The organism is Neolewinella persica DSM 23188, assembly GCF_000373105.1.
Lineage (GTDB): Bacteria > Bacteroidota > Bacteroidia > Chitinophagales > Saprospiraceae > Neolewinella > Neolewinella persica.
Genome location: NZ_KB890469.1, coordinates 190,220 through 210,159, shown reverse-complemented (window position 1 = coordinate 210,159; position 19,940 = coordinate 190,220). Strand labels below are relative to the sequence as shown.

General features: G+C 52.0%; 9 protein-coding genes. All 9 read right to left on the bottom strand.

What is annotated here, in order from left to right; all coding sequences use genetic code 11:
* Positions 1–37: 37 nt before the first annotated feature.
* Entirely contained in the window at positions 38–391 is a 354-nt protein-coding gene (locus tag B036_RS0124515; protein WP_020571390.1) for a hypothetical protein, read from the bottom strand.
* A 204-nt stretch (positions 392–595) separates the two neighbouring features.
* Complete coding sequence (locus B036_RS0124510) at positions 596–2,353, bottom strand: endo-1,4-beta-xylanase (protein ID WP_083926307.1); 1,758 nt, start codon at positions 2,351–2,353, stop codon at positions 596–598.
* 344 nt (positions 2,354–2,697) lie between these two features.
* Entirely contained in the window at positions 2,698–5,775 is a 3,078-nt protein-coding gene (locus B036_RS32625) for a sulfatase-like hydrolase/transferase (protein WP_020571388.1), read from the bottom strand.
* Positions 5,775–7,421 (bottom strand): sulfatase family protein, encoded by a 1,647-nt coding sequence (locus tag B036_RS0124500; protein WP_020571387.1) that lies wholly within the window; start codon positions 7,419–7,421, stop codon positions 5,775–5,777. Before B036_RS0124500 ends, B036_RS32625 begins: the two co-directional genes overlap by 1 nt.
* A gap of 280 nt (positions 7,422–7,701) precedes the next feature.
* On the bottom strand, positions 7,702–9,237 hold the full coding sequence (locus B036_RS0124490) for a RagB/SusD family nutrient uptake outer membrane protein (RefSeq protein WP_020571385.1): 1,536 nt from the start codon (positions 9,235–9,237) through the stop codon (positions 7,702–7,704).
* Between the two features lie 27 nt (positions 9,238–9,264).
* Complete coding sequence (locus B036_RS30935; protein WP_020571384.1) at positions 9,265–12,426, bottom strand: SusC/RagA family TonB-linked outer membrane protein; 3,162 nt, start codon at positions 12,424–12,426, stop codon at positions 9,265–9,267.
* Between the two features lie 257 nt (positions 12,427–12,683).
* A complete protein-coding gene (locus B036_RS0124475; protein ID WP_020571382.1) occupies positions 12,684–14,489 on the bottom strand; it encodes an alpha-L-fucosidase in 1,806 nt (601 codons plus the stop codon).
* Positions 14,490–14,550: 61 nt separating this feature from the next.
* The gene (locus tag B036_RS30930) at positions 14,551–15,963 is read right to left on the bottom strand and encodes a sulfatase (protein WP_044103731.1); all 1,413 of its coding nucleotides are present in this window, start codon (positions 15,961–15,963) and stop codon (positions 14,551–14,553) included.
* A gap of 108 nt (positions 15,964–16,071) precedes the next feature.
* Positions 16,072–19,932: a two-component regulator propeller domain-containing protein gene (locus B036_RS0124465; RefSeq protein WP_169435097.1), complete on the bottom strand. Its 3,861-nt coding sequence runs from the start codon at positions 19,930–19,932 to the stop codon at positions 16,072–16,074.
* Positions 19,933–19,940 lie beyond the last annotated feature (8 nt).

Here is a 19,940-nt window from a genome sequence, read left to right as displayed (position 1 = left end):
GATGCGACTTTGGAAGTCTCCAGAAGTAGCCGTTCGCTTATTCTTTCTCTTTGCGCTTGGCTGCACGCTGGTCTTTTGTCAGGATCTCCTTATTTATTTTCTGGCTGACGGCCTTACGGATCGTTTTTTGTTCTGCCTTGATGGCATCGGCTGCACCTCCGGCCTTTTTCACAGCGCGTACATCTTTGGTCATCTGTACGTACAGGGCGGTGATTTCTTTGGCTTGGGCTGCCGTAAGTGCTTCTTCCGCATCTCCGGCAATGATCGCCTGGTTGAGTTTTTCTGTTTTCTCCATGGCCATCTTTTCCACTTTATTGCTTTTTTGGCCAAAGCCCGTCCCCAGGCAGCAGACGGTAAGGAGAAGGAGAAGAGTTGATTTTAAGTAAGGCATGATCGGTTATTTTGTTATCTGATTTCGTTACCACAAAGCACGTTCAATAGCCCTAACTATAGGTCCACTCAGCGTTTGAAAGGGTATGTTTTGCGTCTAAACACCGCATAAACACTAACATCAAGGTCTTTTTAGGAAAAATTATAGCTTTTGGGCGAGGCCGCAGGTGCAAGGGAGGTTAACGGGGCAATGGGACGCCTCGGACTATTCCACCATCAGTGTCAATACTGCGGCAGCCCCGGATTCCAGACTAAAGTGCCCCACCCTCTTTTGGCCATTTATCGTGAACTGATATTCGTAGTCGCCATAAAAGCCACGTCCCTGAATCCGACCGCCAGTATCCGTATCGCCCCTCACCTCGGTTGTCCATTGCTGGTGGACCAATGACTGGAAAGCCAACCCCATATCTCCAAGTTTCCAGTCGGGGGTGAAGATGGAAGCTTTCGGATGCGTGCCGCCGTAGTATCCCCAAAAGAGGAACTCACTTACCGAAGGGTGACTAAAGGCAATGGTCAGAAAGTCTCGGGTATAATCAAACCGGAGCTCCGGGTCATCCAGGTCGATAGTAAATTCAGAGATGGATATTTGCTTATTCAACTCACCGTAATAGTTCAGCAGTTCAAGCACCCGTTCTGGTGGGGTAAGGTCAGACCCCATATGGCATTGGATACCGATTCCATCCACCAGTCCATCTGTCTGCTCATCTACTCTTTTGATGTAGTCGTAGTACCATTGCTGTTTTTCCAAATCGTGTCCTCCTCTACTGATTATCCCAAATTCGTTGGTAAATCGGCCAACAGTGCTGTCCCGGCCTGCCAACTTTCGGAACCCGTTGTACAGGATTTCTTCCGAGCCGGTGATTTTCTGGAGGTCCCGATTGGAGTAGGCCTCGTTAACTACGTCCCAGCGACTAACCTTCCCAGCTGTTCGCCGAAGAATATCCTCCACATGCCGATCCATCAGCTTAGTTACCTGATTGGGGTTACCCCTATTCTCCCGGATTACTGGGGGGAGATACTGGAAGCCAGGCCAAATCAATACGTGTCCCTTCACCGCAACGTTTCTGGCCGCAAGACTGTCCATTATGGACAGCGTGTTATTCCGATACTCTTCGTTACGCCATCGTTTAATCTTCAGGTCATTTTCGAATACAATGGTATTGAACATCTGAGCAATACGATCCATCCGTTTGGGATCCTTGACGATCGCCTGTGCATTGACCGCAGCGCCCCAACCGAAATGGTGGCGCTTAAGATTGACCTGGGTTGGCATATCGGATATTGGGTTGCCTTGGGCATCAACGAATTGAAGGCTGAAACTTCCTTTGCGGTGTCGTTCTATCCTGCGGGCGGCTTCGTCGCGCCAGGGGGCATCCGTTTCCCGGCCAGCGTAGGTTATTTTGGTGCGGGGCAGGTCTTCCGCCCGAGTACCCACCGGGTACAACGTAAGATCAGCCTTTCGAACCAAAACCTCCTGCGTCGGATAGCCGAACTGGAGATTAAGGATGAGTTTATCGGACGCTACGTTTTCTGTGAGCGTATAGGGAAAGTTATACGTCCGCCAATCACTCCCGATACTCACGGTATGGCTTAGGTTGTCTTTGTGGCTTTCGCTTTGGCGTAATAGACATAATAGTTTACCTTCTCCCGTTTCCAGGCTGGCTTGCTCGGTCTTGGCCTCGAAGGACAGGAGCAGCACCCGGCCAGCCTTCAAGGTCCCGTTTTTCAGGGGGATGGAGCGTGAAAGATTGTAGATATTATCGGGCCGGGTCGTCGTGGTCAGCCGCATAACGGTTTGCCCTTCCTTGTTTTGGTAAGCTTTCACACCACCGAAACCTTCCTTCGCAAAATTAAGTCGGGCGGGCGGAACTGGGTGGAGCAGACTTTGGCCCGACGGTAGCTGTGGCTGGGCTGCGCAGGTGGTAAGTAAAAGGCAACATAGAAGGGTTAGAAATCTTGTCATGGGGTTATTTTATTTGGCATCGGGATTATTGACGTAGATACCTTAAGATTGTTTCTTCCGATTACCTGTTATTGAGATCCTCCAGAAGTTTTCGAAAACCCTGTGACTACAGCAAGACCCGAACTTATATTTCTCTTAGATGAAAGATTTGGACGTGGGCTTATATCCGGGTTCCTTGTGGTCCTAGAATATTGGCGGCGCTGCGCGCCGTTTTGTTGCCATTCCACTCACTACCCCGGGTTTCGGCGTGCCGCCTCACCCAGGGTAATTAAAGGTCGATCCCTACGGGATCATCCAGGCACCCTGCTCCCTGGTCCTTCCCGCTGCTCCTGCGGCCGCGCCCGCTATCCCTTCACCCTTAGTTTCATCTTCTCCGGCACCAGGTATTCCGCTTTCCAGGCATTCAGTAAGACACTCAACTCCTTGGTTTTTGCTTGCATTTCTAGACTTAAATTCTTTGTCTCTCCTGGGTCATCAAGCAGGTTATAAAGTTCCGTTTTACCGTCTTCATTGTATTGTACCAGCTTGTAGGCGCCGGACCGGACCACGCTCATATCCGCATCACCCGTACTGTGTGGCCGCGCCTTGGCCGAATGCCAGAACACCGTACGATTTGCCCAATCCTCCTTCCCTTCAAGCACCTTCTCCGCGCTTTTACCATCGATGTTCGGGACCAGCTTATCGGCCACTAAATCCAGGATGGTCGGGTAAATATCCATGCCCAGTACGATGGACTGTTTGTCCGTCCGCGGGGCCAGTTTCGCTGGCCAGCTTACGATCAAGGGCACTCGGATTCCTCCTTCATAAAGCCATCCTTTTCCCGCCCGTAATGGGAGGTTGGAAGTGGCCAGATGCCGTTGGTTTTTATTACCGTCATTGGAAAGACCGCCGTGGTCCGAAGTAAAAACGACGATAGTGTTTTCCGTAAGGTTATTGGCTTCCAGATAATCCAGTAACCGGCCGACGTTCTGATCCACGTTTTCCACCATTCCTGCGTAGTCGGGGTCATCCTGCCGCATTTTGCGACGGCCTGCTCCTTCCTTAATGTACTCCGGGCCGTCGCCAAAGTCAAAAGCAGCAATTTCTTTGGCGTTGCGCTCCCGATCTTCCGGTTTTGCTTCGAGTGGCGTGTGCACGGCATAGAATGCCAGGGCCGCGAAGAAGGGCTTGCTCTTATCATTGGCTTTCAGCATGTCCAACGTCTTGTCGGTCATCAGATCGGAGATATAATCACCTTCCTTACCGTCTTTCTCCACATTGGGCACTTGTTCTTTATGCCGTTTCCCATTTTTTTTGATGTTAAATGGGAAGAACCGTTGCCCTACCCCACCGGCGTGTCCGGCTGCGTAGGAAGCGTTAAAGCCAAACGCTGTAGGGCTATTATTATCATGGCCGAGGTGCCATTTCCCTACGAAAAAGGAGTTGTAGCCAACTTCTTCCAGCAGTTGAGCAAAATTGCGCTCCTGCGGAATACCGATCAGGTGGCCGTGGTCTTCATTTACCGGGTAAGTTCCCGTCATCAATGCATAGCGCGAGGGTGTACAGCGGGGGTAGTTGCTGTAGGCTTGCTCAAAACTGACACCAGAGGCGGCCAGGCGATCAATGTTCGGCGTCTGGTAAATCCGGGATCCGGTAAGGCTCAAATCATAGTAGCCTAAGTCGTCTGCCTGGATAAGCAGTACATTTGGCTTTTCGCCAAGAGCGTTGGCCGCGCGGCCATTGCCCTGGGGTTTCACGGTATGCTGAGCACCTTCCATTTTCTTATCACCGGATGGTGCATCTGGAACCAGCATCGGTTTCCCTTCCAAGGCACCGACACCCGGACTTTTCGCTAGGTTCTTCCGTTGCTTTTCCAGGAACCGTTGTAATTGTGCTTTGAGTCCTGGTACCACTTTCATGTAGTCCTTATCCTTCGCCCAGTTCTGTGTTTCCAACGGATCTTTTTCGTAATCATACAATTCTACCCCGACGATATTATCGTTAGAGTAAGTATCGGCACTGGTGTACCCTTTATGCCACTCGGTATACCGGTAGCGCTCCGTCCGGAGGCTGTATCCCATTGTAGGATTTTTCTTTCCACCACGGGCGTATTGGCTGATGGCAAAATCCTGCTCGACGGTAGTCTTCGGATCATTATCCAGCAGCGGCACCAGACTTTTGCCTTCTGCCTGAGCACTCGGCTTCACCCCCGCCAGGTCAAATAAGGTGGGGAAAGCATCGACCAAGTTAACGGGAATGGCCACCTGCGTACCTTTTGCCACACCGGGGCCAGCAAACATAAAAGGAATCCGGGTCGCCTGCTCGAAGTTGCTGTGCTTACACCATAGGGTGTGATCCCCCAGATGAAATCCGTGGTCTCCCCATAGCACTATGTTGGTCGTTGCGTCAAGGCCGGAAGCTTCCAACTCATCCAGCACTTTTCCCAACTGTGCGTCGATGTAGGAGACACAGGCCATGTAGCCGTGGATCAATTCCCGTTGCTTTGCTTCAGGGATGGCGTCACCCAGTACCGCCTCCTTGGGAAAATCGGTGTAGCTGCGGATCTCTCCGAAGTTATGGTAGGCAATCTCTGGCGTGCCTTCGGCTACCTCCTGGATTCCCGAAAGGTCGATCTTATCCCGATCGTACAAGTCCCAGTATTTCTGCGGGGCCACGAAGGGCAGGTGAGGACGCTGCCAGCCGAGGGCCATCATCCATGGTTTCTTACTGCTCTTCAACTCCTTAAGTCGGGCAATGGCAGCCTTGGTGTACACACCGTCCTGGTAAGCATCGTCAGGAACCGGTGCACTCTCCGTACTTGGCTTATGCTGTTTGAGCGCGTAGGCACGCTGTTGACCGGTCTTATCAATGCCTTTAGTCTCCGCTTTGGCCATAATGGCCGCGAAGCGGGCACGGTTCTCCGCACTCTGATAGTTGATAATTGGCTTACCGGTCGATGCATTATAATCGTCGGGAAGCGTATGGCCCAACGACCAGCTTTTGCCGTCGTGTCCAGGTGCGGAGCTGCCTTTGTGGTAGATTTTACCGATGCCAACAGTTTCGTAGCCCTGGGAAATCAGGTACTCCGGCATAGAGACCAGGCCATCGCCGGATTTTCGAAAATCGGTATGCAGGTCCCATACCTTCGTTCGATCGGGGAAGCAACCGGTCATGATACTGGCCCGACTTGGGCCACAAACGGCGTACTGTACGTTAGCGTTAGTAAACGTTACGCCCATCGCAGCCAATCGGTCGAAGTTGGGGGTATGCATCTCTTTATGGCCGTAGTTGGAAAGCAGTGGCTTGAGATCATCCACGGCAATAAATAGAATATTATGAGGCCGTTCAGTTGTCAGCGAGGGTTGTTGTGTCAGAGGAGCTGTGCTGCCACAGGCAAAAATCAACAGCAACAGACCAGCAAGGGTGTTAGTAATATTTTTCATTATTTCTTTTTGTTGGTGATGATGTCTTTTACGCCTTCCCCGTTTTTAACGATCTCTCCAAAATCTTTATCGGAAATCTTCCGATACTCGGCGAGTGGCAGGTCATTATCGTAGTCTTTCATTAGTGCTTTCAGTTCAAGCTTCAGCTTGCTTATGACGTCAGCATAGGCCGGGTCGTTTATTCGGTTGATCACCTGATCGGGGTCTTTCTCATTGTCGTAAAACTCCCACTTGTCAATACTGTAATAAAAGTGGGCCAGGGTGTAGTTATCCGTCCGAATACCGTAGTGAGGTTGTACATGGTGCCAGAATGGGAACTCGTAGTAGTGGTAGTACATCGATTGGCGCCAGTCGGCAGGCGTATCACCGGATAGGGCGGCAGCGAAACTGCGGCCTTGCATGTCCGTCTCCACTTCAATACCAGCTGTCTCCAGTAAAGTAGGTGCGAAATCAACGTTAGTAATAACGTCCTCATTCACTGAACCTGCCCTGATCTTTTTAGGATAGCGTACAATAAATGGCATCCGTAAAGACTCTTCATATATGAAGCGTTTATCGAAGAAGCCGTGATCTCCCAAGTAGAAGCCTTGATCGGAAGTGAGCACGATCATCGTATTGTCAGCTAGGCCGTTTTCGTCCAGATAATCCAGTATTCTTCCGATGTTATCGTCTACAGATCTTACGCAGGCCAGGTAATCCTTGATGTAGCGTTGGTAGCGCCATTTTTTACCCGCTTCAGCAGTCATACCTTCAGGTTGTACAATCTCTTCATTCTTAGTGCCGAAAAAGTCCCATTTGATTTTCTCTTTGCCCTTCAGGCCTTCGGGACGCTCTAGCTTCATGTCACGACGACTAAGGTGTTCCATCGTCATTTCAGTATCACCTGCGGTGAGTTCCCGGCCCTTGTAATCGTCATTAAAAGAAGTGGGATAAGGCATTTCGATGTCATCCCACAACTGCTCGTATTTACGGTCGGGTTCCCAGGGGCGGTGTGGGGCCTTGTATTGCAGAAGCATCAGGAATGGTTGGTCTTGCTGGCGGTCAGCCTTTAACCAGTTTATGGCGAAGTCGGTGCTAAGGTTAGTAGCGTATCCTTCATGCTTTACCTCCTTACCATTGATATTGTAGAGCGGATTCCAGTAAAGTCCCTGCTGGCCCGCCGCTGCGTGAAATTTGTAATTGTCGAAACCTACAGGATCGGTTCCCAGGTGCCACTTCCCAAACAAAGCTGTTTGATAACCGGCCGCCTGAAATGCTTGAGGAAAGGTCCATTTACTTGTATCGAAGCGGCCGCCACTTTCGTTTTTATAGTACCCGTTCTTATGGCTGTAGTCTCCCGTCAAGATGGCTGCACGGCTGGGGCCGCAGATACCGTTGGTGCACAGCACATCCTGGAAGAGCATGCCCTCCTGCGCGAGTCTGTCCATATTGGGTGTTGGAGCGATGTCTTTGTAGATGTCGCCATAGGCGCTGATGGCTTGCGTTGTCAGGTCGTCGGCCATTATGAAAATAACGTTAGGTCGTTCAGTTACCGCCGTAGTCATTCCGACTTTGTCATCAGGTGAGGTGCCTGATTTACAGGTGGTAAACGCTAGCGCGGTCAGCACTAAAAGCAATAAGTAAGTTAGGTTACGGTTAATTTTCATGGTTATTTTGCTTCGAGACTATTCATTGAACTATCTGTTATTAGTAAAGTCTGCATATCCTGGTGATGGGCTGTATCTGGCAATGCAGTATCGTTAAAGACCGGTCCGTAGTTGCTTCTGACAGGAGCTTCCCCAAAGAGAAGGAAGATCAGTAATAGAACAAGGAAAGCCCATTTTGGAACGATGCTGTTTCCGTTGGTCATGGTAAATTATTAAATGGTTGGAGCGCCGCGAAGGCCGACGGAAAGAAAATTAAGCTTGGCCTGGAGGCACTCCCCCACTAGTAGCCAGGATTCTGGTCCCCGATGTCAACGGCACTATTTCCCGACAATTCGGTCAGCGGAATGGGAAGCAACAAATTCTTTTGGTCATCAGGGTAAATGAAGTCTTTACCGTTGTCGAAATTTGGATGCTCATTGTGGGGAATGATCACTTCGTTCAGCAGGAAATCGTAGCCATAGCGGCGAGTATCAAACCAGACGTGGCCTTCACCCAGGAGTTCGAAACGGCGCTCGGTACGAATCTTTTCACGGAAACTTTCCTGGGTCAGACCGGCGTAATCAAGGGGCTGCGGTGCGGCACTACCATCCGCCATTATTCGGGCGCGGCTCATTACTTGATTGACGTAAACGTATGCTGCTTCCGGACCATTCATTTCGTTTTCGATCTCAGCCAGCATCAGCAACACATCGGCGTATCGCATTAGGATCATGTTGCGCTGAGTAGTGGTACCGTTGTAGGTTTCGTCCAGGTATTTCCGAAGTACGGCGTAGCCGTCGTTCCCATTGGTCCGCTCGGGGTAGATCGTGCGGCGGGCGCCATCTCTTTGGTACTCGTCGTATAAGAAAGTAGCATCAACTCGAGGGTCGCCCGGATAAGTATCAACGTGCTCATCGAAGGTTTCCTTATTGGGCCGCACCCGGCCGAAGGTAGGTACATTCGGCAAGGAGTAAATGCTTCCCCTGGGCGTGTAAATTCGGGAAAAATCCGAAATACGAACACCACCGGTGTGCCCGTACTGCAGCTCGAAGATGGACTCTGAGGTGTTTTCATTGGTCGGGTCAAAAAGCTCGGCGTAGGTCGCTGTCAACTGGTAAATATTAGCATTGACAACTGCCAGTGCTTCGGTTCGCGCGGCATCCAGGAAAGAGGCATTCCCCTCAGTCGTCGCCCGGGTCAGATATACTTTGGCGAGGTAGGCCGTAGCTGCGGTGGATTTGGGACGGCCTGGTAAGTCGTCCCGCATCAGAACACGGGCCAGTTCCAGATCGGCGACGATTTGGGCGTAGACTTCGTTTTTGTCGGTTCGGGGAAGGTCCAGTGTCCCCAGTTCCACTGGCTCGGTCCGCAGGGGAACGTCACCAAAGATTCGAACCAGATCGAAATAAGTAACCGCCCGCAGGAAGTAGGCCTGCCCGAGTACCGCATCCCGGTTACTAAGGGCAACATCTCCGTTCTCCAGATTATCAATGATAAGATTGGCTTCGTTGATGACCTGGTAGGTCTGTGCCCACAGCTGCACCAGGGAGATGTTACTGGCACCACAGTTTAGGCCCGTAGCATCCCGGTTAGCATTCTGGCTCGACCAGAATTTTCCAGATACCGGCATCAGCAGGTTGTGAAAAGCAGCACCGTGGTAATTTTGCTCTGAAAAGGCGTAGTACAAACCATTCAGTGCCGTTTCTACGCCTTCTTCGGTCTCAAATACCTGAGCTTCGCTCTGGAAGGTATCGGGTGTTTCTTCCAGGATGCCGTTTTCGCAGCCAACCAGGAAGACGAACAATACCCAAAGACTGATTTTATTTAACTTATGCATGATGCTTAACTTTTTTTAGGTGGTCGATTAAAATCCGACCGTCAGGCCAATGGTGTAAGAGCGTAGCTTCGGAAAAGAACTCCAGTCAACACCCCTTCTCAGGGGGTCGGAGAAGAAACTGTCCACTTCCGGGTCAAAACCCGAGTACTTAGTGAGGACGAAGAGGTTCTGTCCGGAGAAGAATAGCTGGGCGTTGGTGATTCCTTTGATTGTTTCTGCCGGTAATGAATAGCCCAAGCTAACGTAGGAGAGCCGTAGAAAGCTACCGTCTTCGATGAAACGATCCACAAAGTCTCCCTGATTCTGGTAGTTCAGACGAGGGAAGGTGCCCTCCGGATTTTCCGGCGTCCAGGCGTTCAAATAGGTTTCGCGGCGAATGTTGTCAGATAATCCCCGGGCAAAACCGCTGCGGGAAAGGTTGCCATTGGCAATCTCATTGCCCTGTACTCCATTAACAAGGAAGTTGAGGGAGAATTGGCCGTAAGCAAAATTCATTCCGATGCCGTAGTTAAAGTCCGGATTAGGATCACCAATGATGGTCAGGTCGGCCTCCGTAATGTTGCCGTCTCCGTTCTGGTCTACATAAAACACGTCTCCTAACACCGTCTCTATACCCTGTACACTCGGCGCAATTTCCAGATCGGAGGCGTTAGCAACGATGCCGTTAGTGGCATAACCGTAGAATAATCCTGCGGGCTGCCCTTCGATGAAAATATTAGCAGGAGCTTTGAAGAACGTTCCACCGGATACCTGTCGGCCCACAAAGGCGGAATAGCGCTCCTGGCCGAACTGTGTCTCGGGTAATCCCAGGTTTTTAATCTCGTTGCGGTTCCGTGCAATGTTGGCCGATACGTTCCATTTGAACTTACCGTTCAGAATTGCGGCACTAACGGCAAATTCCACGCCCCGGTTTACCAGATCGCCCTGGTTGGTGGTGATGGTAGAAAAACCGGCGGAAGGCCCCACGTTGAGCTGCTGTAGCAAATTAGAGGTTTGCTTATGGTATACATCTACCGTAGCCGTGATCCGATCATTCAGTATGCCGAAGTCAAGACCAGCGTTCAACTGTCGGGTTGTTTCCCAACGAAGGTTTGGGTTGGCCAGGTTGAGCGGGCGTTGCGCATCGATTGGATTACCGCTGGCATCCGATTGCAGTGCTGCGGTAGGCCCATAGCGCGCGAGGGTTTGGTAAGGCTGGATGGCCTGGCTTCCGGTCAAACCGTATCCTACGCGGAGTTTTGCGTCGCTGATCAGATTCTGGTCCTTGAGAAAGTCCTCATTACTGATCCTCCAGGCGGCCGCCAGAGCGGGAAAAAAGGAGTATTTGTTGCCCGGCGCGAACTTACTTGTTCCATCTGAACGAAACGATGCGGTCAGCAGGTAGCGACTTTTGTAGCTGTAATTGATACGACCAAGGAAGGAGAGCAACTGCTCGTCCCGGCTGTCGAATAAACGGGGGGTAAAGGCGCGTCCCTGGTCCAGGCCGTCGTACCGTAGTTCCGGATTGGGAAAATCATTGGCGGTGAAGGTTTCCTGGTCCAGGTTAGTCACGTCGTATACTACCCCAACGGTACCGCTGATCTTCTGGCCACGGCCGATCTTTTTCTTGAACATCAGTGTATTGTCCACATTATACCGCAGGCGGGTCAGGATGCTTTCTCCAGCTTCTCCGTTGGATTGCAGGCCGCGTTGCAGACCAAGACCGTACCAGACGTTTCTTTCCTTTTTGCGGTAATCACCGCCAATCTGCAAACGGTAAGTAAACACATCCGATATTTGATAATCTCCCGATACACTAAACAGGCTTCGGAACTCCCGGCTATCGTCGTCGTAGTCGCTTAGCCACGCTCGGGGGCCGTCGAGGCTTTCCTCTACGCCCTCAATCAGGTTGTTCTCTGAGTACCCGAGCAATGGTGCCGAGAGTGCAACCTGACGGATAATACTGTTGTTGGCACCCCCCAGGTTCTCCGTCCCTTTACTCGCCTGGTTACGGATGGAGGACACACTTGCCCGGGTACTTACTTTAAGTTTGTCGCTGAATTTATGGTCATACTTCGCCAAAATATCCCCGGTACGAACCTTAGCATTGGGTACCAACCCGCGGTTCGTCATGTATCCCCCCGCCAGGAAGAACTTCCCCTTTTCCGTTCCGCCGGAGGCACTCAGGCGGTGAGACTGGCTGAACGATGGCTCGAATACGTCATCAAACCAGTTGATCGGCTGCAAGCGGCCCAGGCTATCGGCATTGGCCTCGATAAACTCGGGACTGTCAACAAACTCGGTGATCGTTCCATCAGCGAAGGTGTAAAATCGGGGGGCAAAGCTCAGTGCTGCGCGGGCATCGTTCTGGTAGTCCACATATTCTGAGGGGCTCAGCACCTCTACCAGATTAGCAGCATCCCCTACTCTACCGTAAGCATTATAAGTCAGTTTTACTTTTCCTTTTTCCCCCTGCTTTGTCGTGATAAGGATCACACCGTTAGCTCCCCGTGAACCGTAGATGGCCGTGGCGGAAGCGTCCTTTAGTATCTCTATGCTTTCGATGTCCTGGGGGCTCAGTCCCGTCAGCCCGTTTTGGGCAGCCAGGAAGGAGCTGCCTCCCTGTAGGGGGTCAGCCGCATCTTCCGTTGTGGAGTTGACGATGATTCCGTCAATCACGTACAATGGTTCGTTGTCTCCACGCAGGCTGTTGGCCCCCCGGATACGAATCGATAAAGGAGAACCAGGTTCTCCACCATTGGAGCTGACGGTCACCCCCGCTATTCTTCCTTGTAACAAGGATTGGACGTTGGTAAACTGACTTGCTTCCTCCAGCGTGGGTTCCATTGAGCCAACCGAGCCGGTCAGGTCCCGCTTATTCACCGAGCCGTAGCCGATCACGACTACTTTATCAAGTAGTTCTACATCCGATGTCATCGTAAAATCGATAACCGTTCGGGTGCCCACCTCTTCATTACGCGCCTCATATCCCGTGTAGGAGATCTTTAACGTATCCGTTGCGGACGCTTCTATTACGTACTTACCGTCCAGATCCGTGGCCGCACCACGGCCCGTTCCTTTTATCAATACAGTAGCGCCAATGAGCGGCAATCCATCACTATCCTCCACTACACCGGTGATCGTTCGTTGCCCGAAGAGACCGACGGTAGTAAGGAGCAGACAGAAAAGAATGTAGTGATGTTTTTGCATAATACTTGGCGACTTAATTGGTCCGCAAGGTACCGGTTGAAGGAGCGTTTCCAGGTTCAATCACCGTCGAATAGGGTTCGTAAATCGTCTGAAAGGGCTGTGAATACTTGGATTGGGTAAAATCTCTGCTTTTTAGGCGCGGCCGCAGGTGCAGTTTAAGGTTGGGAAGCAGAGCGGGTGCGGAATTGATCGAAGAACAGTTGAGCAATCAATCGGGAATTGAGTAGGAAGATGAAAATATCCAGTAGTATGACAATTTACTCGTAAGCATTAAAAGCCGAGATCCGCGTAGCATAAGCGCTCTGGCTAATTCGAAGCTTCACACCGTGAATAGCCTCCCCGGACAGCTTCACCCGCATCCCCTCACCGATTACGTCTCCCCGGTAGACCTCGTGCCAATCTCCCCCGGCTTCTCGCTGCACCAGCAGTGCGTAGTCCCGGACCGAGTGTGACCGCATATTCTCGCTCATCAACACGGTTTGCACCCGCGTCCGCGCCGGAAAATGCAACGTCAGCTCCGGCTGCTCATCCTCCTTTTCCGGCTCCCACCAGCCCTTCAGGTGAATGCCTTCACTGAAGACGTTGCCCTTAGTATTGTAAATCGCCTCGGGATGGTGCTTCTGATTATTGAAACTGGAGGCCGACACCTTAAACTTATCGTTTGCCAGCGGCTCCCCCGCCCAGGTCGGAATGCGCTCGAAGCTGACCGGAGCTTCTTCCAGCACCAGTTGCACGATGTTGTCCAGGTTCATACCGAAGGCCGCACGATCGAAGTCAAGTAACAAACGATCGTTCTCAATCCGGTAACCTTTAAAACCGAGCGTGACGCCCTCCGCTAACTTAATACCTACCGGCAACAGCGGCAGAGAGATGGTAGCGGCGGCGTCATTGGCCAGTTTTTCCAGCACGTGCAGGTAAAGGGTATCACCACGTTGGGTAGACGCGCCCCAGTCGCCGCCGACGTAAATTCCACGACGGGTGTTATATAATGTATTGCCGTATTGCTGAAGCCAGCCCCCCACCCTGGCGGCCTCTGCGGCTTCTTCTTTCACAAAGGTACCTTCGCCGTTCGGTCCCAGGTTCAGCAGCAGGTTGCCGCCGTTGCCGACGACCTGGATCAGCATCCCCAGCACATTCTCTGCCTTTTTGATCGGCCCGTTTTTGTGGTAAAGCCATTTATCGGTCATTGTCAGACAGGCTTCCCAGTAGCGGGGATGATCCACCGGGCCGAGGGATTGTTCGGGGGTGTCATAGTCGCCGCGCCGGTCATTGTCTGGCCAGCCGAAGCCGCTGCGGGGATTACTCAGCAAGCCGGGTTGCCACTTGCGCATGTCTTTGAGCAGGTGGTAGCTGTCCCACTGCCAGTATTTCGAGGTAAGGTGATCCCAAAATACACCGTCGATGCGGCCGTAATTGGTGTACAGGTGCTCGACCTGCTCCTTCATGTACGGCAGGTAGCTTTCGTAGTGGTTTTCTCGCAGGCAGTCCGGATGCGTCCAGTCGGGCTGGGAGTAGTACCAGAATATTTTCACGCCGTGGCGACGGGCCGCTTCAGCCAGCTCTTTGCAGATGTCGCGTTTGAAGGGGGTATGCTCGATGTCATAATCTGTATTCGGCGCGTCGAACATGCAGAAGCCGTCGTGGTGCTTGGCCGTAAATACAAGGTAGTGGGCACCGAATGATTTGACCTGCTCCATCCACTCGTCGGCGTCAAAATCTACCGGATTAAAGCTCAGGTACTGGCGGTCGTAGACCTTGGCCGGGATACCGTTGGTGGCGGGTTTGTTGGCGGCGGGACGTTCGCCCAGGCGGCCCCAGCTCAGCACGTCAGTTACCTGCAGGGCCGGGCCCCAGTGGACGAAGATGCCAAACTTGGCGTCTTTAAACCACTTCATTTCCTCCTCCGTGGCGGCGATCTCCCGCTGCTGTTCGGCGGTGATTACCATACTTTTATCCTTTGGCGGGAACTGCCATTGGGCTTTATAGGCTTCGGCTTTCTGAGCAGCGAGCTGAACGTTGCAGAAGAGAAGAAGGGTCGCAATTATAATAAAGAATAAGCGCATGATAACTTTTGGGGCGCGGACGCCGGTGCAAAGAATAGTTTTAAGAGCGATGATTGTCGGCTCAATCCTTACCGGAATATTCTGAATTATTGCGGGGTGTTTCCGCCCCGGTATGTTGCTTCCAGCTGGCCAGCCGGGCGGTGAGTCGGGCAATGATTTCAGGATTACTGGCTGCAATCTCTCTTTCTTCGTAGGGGTCCGTTTTCAGATTGAAAAGTGTGTACTTTCCCGTCTCCACATCTTCCGTAAGCTTGTATCCTTCTGACTGGATGACGTTGACCCAGCTCGACCGGAAGTTCCCCCATTTTGCATTGTATCCAGCGTAGTTGGTATACTGCCAGATGAGGGCTTCGCGTTTGGTGTCTACGCGTTGGCCCTCCAGCAGGGGCACCAGGCTTTCACCGTCCAGTACCTGTTCCGTTGGGCGGTCGATGCCGGCCATGTCAAGTAGTGTTGGGTACAGATCGATGTGCAGAATAGGCGCAGCATTTTTAGTAGCTGCGGGAATCCGACCCGGCATCCGAAAGATGTACGGAACCCGGATTCCCCCCTCCAGGGTTTCCCCTTTATTGCCCCGGTACGGTCGGTTGAAAATCGCGTCGTTCGTTTTGTAGTGGCCATTGTCTGATACGAAAGCAACCAGGGTATTCTCTACGACGCCCAGCTCTTCGAGCGCAGCCAGCAGCTGGCCAACGCTTTCATCGAGGCTTTTGATCATGGCCAGCACCTGCAGGGTTTCCATGCTCAATTTATCGCCGTGTTTCTTCTTGAAATAGGCAAGGATTCCTGGCTTGGGCTCTAGCGGCTTATGCACCAGGTAATAAGGCATATAAAGGAAAAACGGCTTTCCCGCAGCCTTCATCTCTTTCATGAAAGCGATGCCCTTGCGTGTCGTGTAATCCGCATTGTACTCGTTGACGAGGATATCCGTCTGGGCGGGTTCTGCCTTAAAACCGTAGTGTTTGGTCGTCTCTACCGCCTGGTCGAAGCCCTGCCTTCCCATCGCCGACGCTCCCTGGCCCAGGTGCCACTTTCCGAAGCCAGCGGTGGCGTAGCCACCAGCTTTGAAGGCTTCGGCGAGGGTGATCTCTGTCGGATCCAGGCCGACGCCTTTTCCCTCCGGACGATGGTTCGCAGGCGGCAGGTATCGCATGGCAGCCAGGGTAATCGAATCCTGTTCGTAACGGTCGCTTACCCGGTAAATTCCATGGCGGGGGACGTATTGACCGGTCATGATGCTACCACGGGAAGGGGCGCAGGTAGGGTCGGCGCTGTAACCGTTGCTGAAGCGCATTCCCTCCCGGGACAGCCGGTCAATGTTCGGTGTTTCCACGTATTCATTGCCGTAGCACCCCAGCGCGTTGATTCCCAGATCATCCGCCAGGATGAAAAGTACGTTAGTAGGTGTCGGCGGATTATTGGTGGATGATAAACGGCAAGAGCTGAACAGTATAATGATCAAAAGATATCTCATAAACAAAGGGCTGTGGATGATAAGTTGTTATCACAAACTTACCTGCTGCCGGATTCGCTCCAGTCCTACCATCATCTAAAAAGGTTCGTTCTGCAACCGATTATCGCTTCAAACCAAACTCTTACGGAACGCCACCGGAGACATCCCATACTTCTTCTTAAACGAAGTACTGAAATACTTTGGGTTGGAGAACCCACACTCGTAAGCCACCCCCTTCACCGTCTCGTCCGTTTCAGCCAGCATTCGCCGGGACGCTTTGAGGCGGGTATGAATGATGAAATCCTGTGGTGACAGGTCAATCAGATTCTTCATCTTCATGTACAAAGAAGTACGGCTCATGCCTACATGCCGGCAGAGGTCCTGGACCGAAAGCGAGTCATTAGCGATATTGGACAGCATAAACTCCTCCAGGCTACCAATAAACTCCGACTCCCGGTCAGACCGGTGTTGATCAGCCCGATCAGCCTCATCCTGCGCAGCGTAGCGCTCCCGCATCCGCTTACGCCAGGAAAGGGTGTTGGTGATCTTAGCTAACAGCAGGTCAAAGTTGACGGGTTTTTCCAAATACTCGGTCACCCCGGCGGCAATGCTCTCCACTTTCTGCGCTGAGTTATGCAACACGGTGAGTAAATAAATGGGAATATGATTGAGTTGAATATCTGCCTGGATTGCACGGCTCATTTCCATTCCGTCCATTTCTGGCATTATCAGATCCGTGAGGATCAGGTCCGGGAAAATTTCGGCCGCCTTTTCCAGGCCTTCTTTGCCATTGGCGGCGGTGGTCACTTTAAAGAATTTACTCAGCCGTTTACTAAGTTGAGCGCGCAGTTCATCATTGTCTTCCACCAGCAAAATATGAGCCGATTTCAACTCAGCTGTTTCTTCTGCTATTTCCACTTTCAGGGGAACAACTGATTTGTCGGTAATAGCTGGTTTATAATCTGCCTTACGGTCCTCCATCATCACGTAGAAAGTCGTTCCCTGATTTTCTTTACTGCTAAAACGAATGCTTCCCCCTTCTTTCTCCACCATGCTTTTCACCATCATCAAGCCCAGTCCGGTCCCCGGCAGCTGGCTGTTAATCGCATTACGGGCACGATAGTATTCCCTGAGGATGTATTTCTGTTGATCGGCAGGGATGCCGATACCCGTGTCAGAGACCTTCAGTTCCAACTGCCCCTCCGGGGCAGCCCCCAATTCGACGGTAATACTGCCACCTGGCCGGGAGTATTTGACGGCATTAGATACCAGGTTGAAGACAATTTTGTCAAAGATGTCCTGGTCGTAGTGCAAGCGGGGCGGGGCGTAGGTATCATTTACCGACAGAGTAAGTTCGCGTTCCATTAGTAATGGGCCGAAACGCGTCGTAAGCTCACGTGCACGGTCACCGGGAGTAAAAACCACCACATGCCGGGACTTCCCCGAAGACGAAGCCTTATGGAAGTTCAAAAGCTGCTCAAAGAGGGAGTTCAGGCGTTTGATTGTGGCCCGAATTTTTCGATTCGTCTCTGTCCCTACTTGGTCGGTCGTTTCCGTAACATCTTCCAGTGAAGCCAGCAGAATGGCCAGCGGTGTTTTAAGTTCGTGGGTAATGTTGTTGAAGAAATCAATCTGCCGTTCGGCGTTGCGCCGCCGAATCAGGGCCCGAGAAACTCTAAAGGCCGCATACGCCGCAACCACCGCCAATAAAAGGTAAACCAGGCGGGCCCACCAGGTTTTCCACCAGGGTTGTGCAATACCAATCAGCAACTCTTTAGTTGGCCCCCAGTCTCCTGGACGGGTAGCGGCTTCTACCCGAAAGACATAGCTGCCAGGCTTCAAGTTGGTAAAATTAATTTGATTCAGCGTAGAGGGTTTACTCCAGCGATCATCCAACCCTCGCAGTTGCCAACGGTACCGAACCCTACCGGAGGAAGCGTGCGCGATCCCGGCAAAATGAAAGGTCAGGGCATTTTGAGAGTAGGTCAGGTCCAACCGATCCAGTGTATTAATGTGTGCGGGTAAGGCGCCGGAGCCGGGAGCCTGGCGTTCATTAAAGAGAAATAGGTCTTCTAAAACTACTGTAGGTGTGGTGCCGGCAGTCTTCACCGAGGCGGGGTTAAACATGCTCACCCCTTCCAAGCCGCCGAACAACATCTCACCGTCCCGCAGCCGCACCGCACTGCCGTAGTTGAACTCCGTACTGAGTAGCCCTTCCGCCTTTGTAAAAACCCTGACCAGGGTATCGGATTCGGACATCTCTACCCGGGCCAGACCCCGGGAAGTCCCCGCCCAGATATGCCCCTTAGCGTCAGATAATAGGCTTTGTACTACGTTAACAGGCAGACCGTCTTCGACGGTGAGAGAAGTAATCTGTTGGGTTGCCACGTCATACCGAAGTAAGCCCGCCCCACTGGTGCCTAGGTAAATAATACCATTGGCAAGGGGGAGAATAGCATTGATGGAAGAGAAGTCTTTAGTTTTTCTGTAGACGTCCAATGCTTCTAAAGAATTAATTTTTGCACCTGCGGCCCCGCCCTTCGTTGCTTTTATCTGGTTCAGCGCCAACTTACTACCCACCAACACCCCTCCACCTGGCACAGCGCTGATTACCTTCACTTGTTGTACAGGGAAGGAGTTCACCGTGCCCGTTGACCCAATCTGGTAAACGTCCATGTTTACCCCTCCTATCCATAGATAACCGTCCTCGTCGAGCGCCGAAGTAAAAATGCGTCCCTGTCGCTCGTCTTCCGCATTGGCAAAAGGGACTGCCGCTACTTGAAAATCCCGTTTACGAATCCGGAAGAGACCTCCCTGGAAAGTGGTAGCCCAAACGTTCTCCCCCTGCTCGGTCAGGGACGTAACAATTTGCCGGGAGCGGTCAGGAACTTCCTGCAGCAAATGACTCCATCGCCCAGTGCTCCGATCCCAAATGCTAATTCCATCCTTCGTTCCGAACCAGATACGTCCTTCTCCGTCCTCCAGAACTGCTCTAGTAAATGGATGCGCCAGGCTTTGTTCCGTATTCGGGACGTGCGTAAGGTGACGAAAAACATTACCGTAAGGATCAAGTTTATTCACCCCGCCCCCGTAGGTTGCGACCCACAAAATGCCTTCGCGATCAGTAAGCAAGTCATAAACTCCGTCGCTGGACAAGGACCGGAGGTTGTCCACATCACTACGATAATTATTCTTCTTCTGGAAGGCGGAGTCATATACATGAATACCGGCACCATCGGTCGCTACGAACCAATCGCCGTCACCGCTTCGTTCCATCGCGCGTATGGGCAAGGCTCCATACTCGTCGAGTTGGATAAACGTTTTGAAATCTTCCGACAGTAGAAAGAGCTGGCCTTTTTGTCCTCCTATTAAGTAGCCGCCGTCAGCTTTAGCAATGGCAGTAGCCGTGATCTCCAGCTTTGTTTTGGCCCACTCTCCGGTCAGCAGGTTTAGAAAGTAAAGGCCATCGGACACACCAAACAGCAGGGTATTATTTTCGAGCAATAAAGTCTCCAGGTTGCGCAGGTTGGCCATCCGGGTTGTCTCGTCCGTCTTCGGGTCATAACGCCACAAGCCATTAAAACCAGCAATCCAAAGGTCGCCTTTGGGCGTCTCTACCAGATCTTTCACCAGTCGGGGGCCAGCCTGTCCGGCAGGCAATAATTCGAACTCGTCAATGGTAGCAATATAGCGCGCCACACCCCGTTCTCCGCCGATCCAAACGGATCCGGATGGGCCGACGTGGACCGTCCTAATACTTTCCCCAAAACCTGCGGGCAAGCCGATTCCCGGACTATAATTGTACGTTTCGCTGGAGTTGAAACGAAGTACACCTTCTTCAGTAGTTACCCAGAGATTACCGACTGTATCCTGCGCAAGGTGGAAGGCAATGCTTTGTTGAAAACCCTGTTCGGCCGTCATCTGATCGAACCGATACTGGGCCTGGGCACTTACTACCCCACTGGGCAGCGACAGGAATAGGGAAACCAATAGTATGA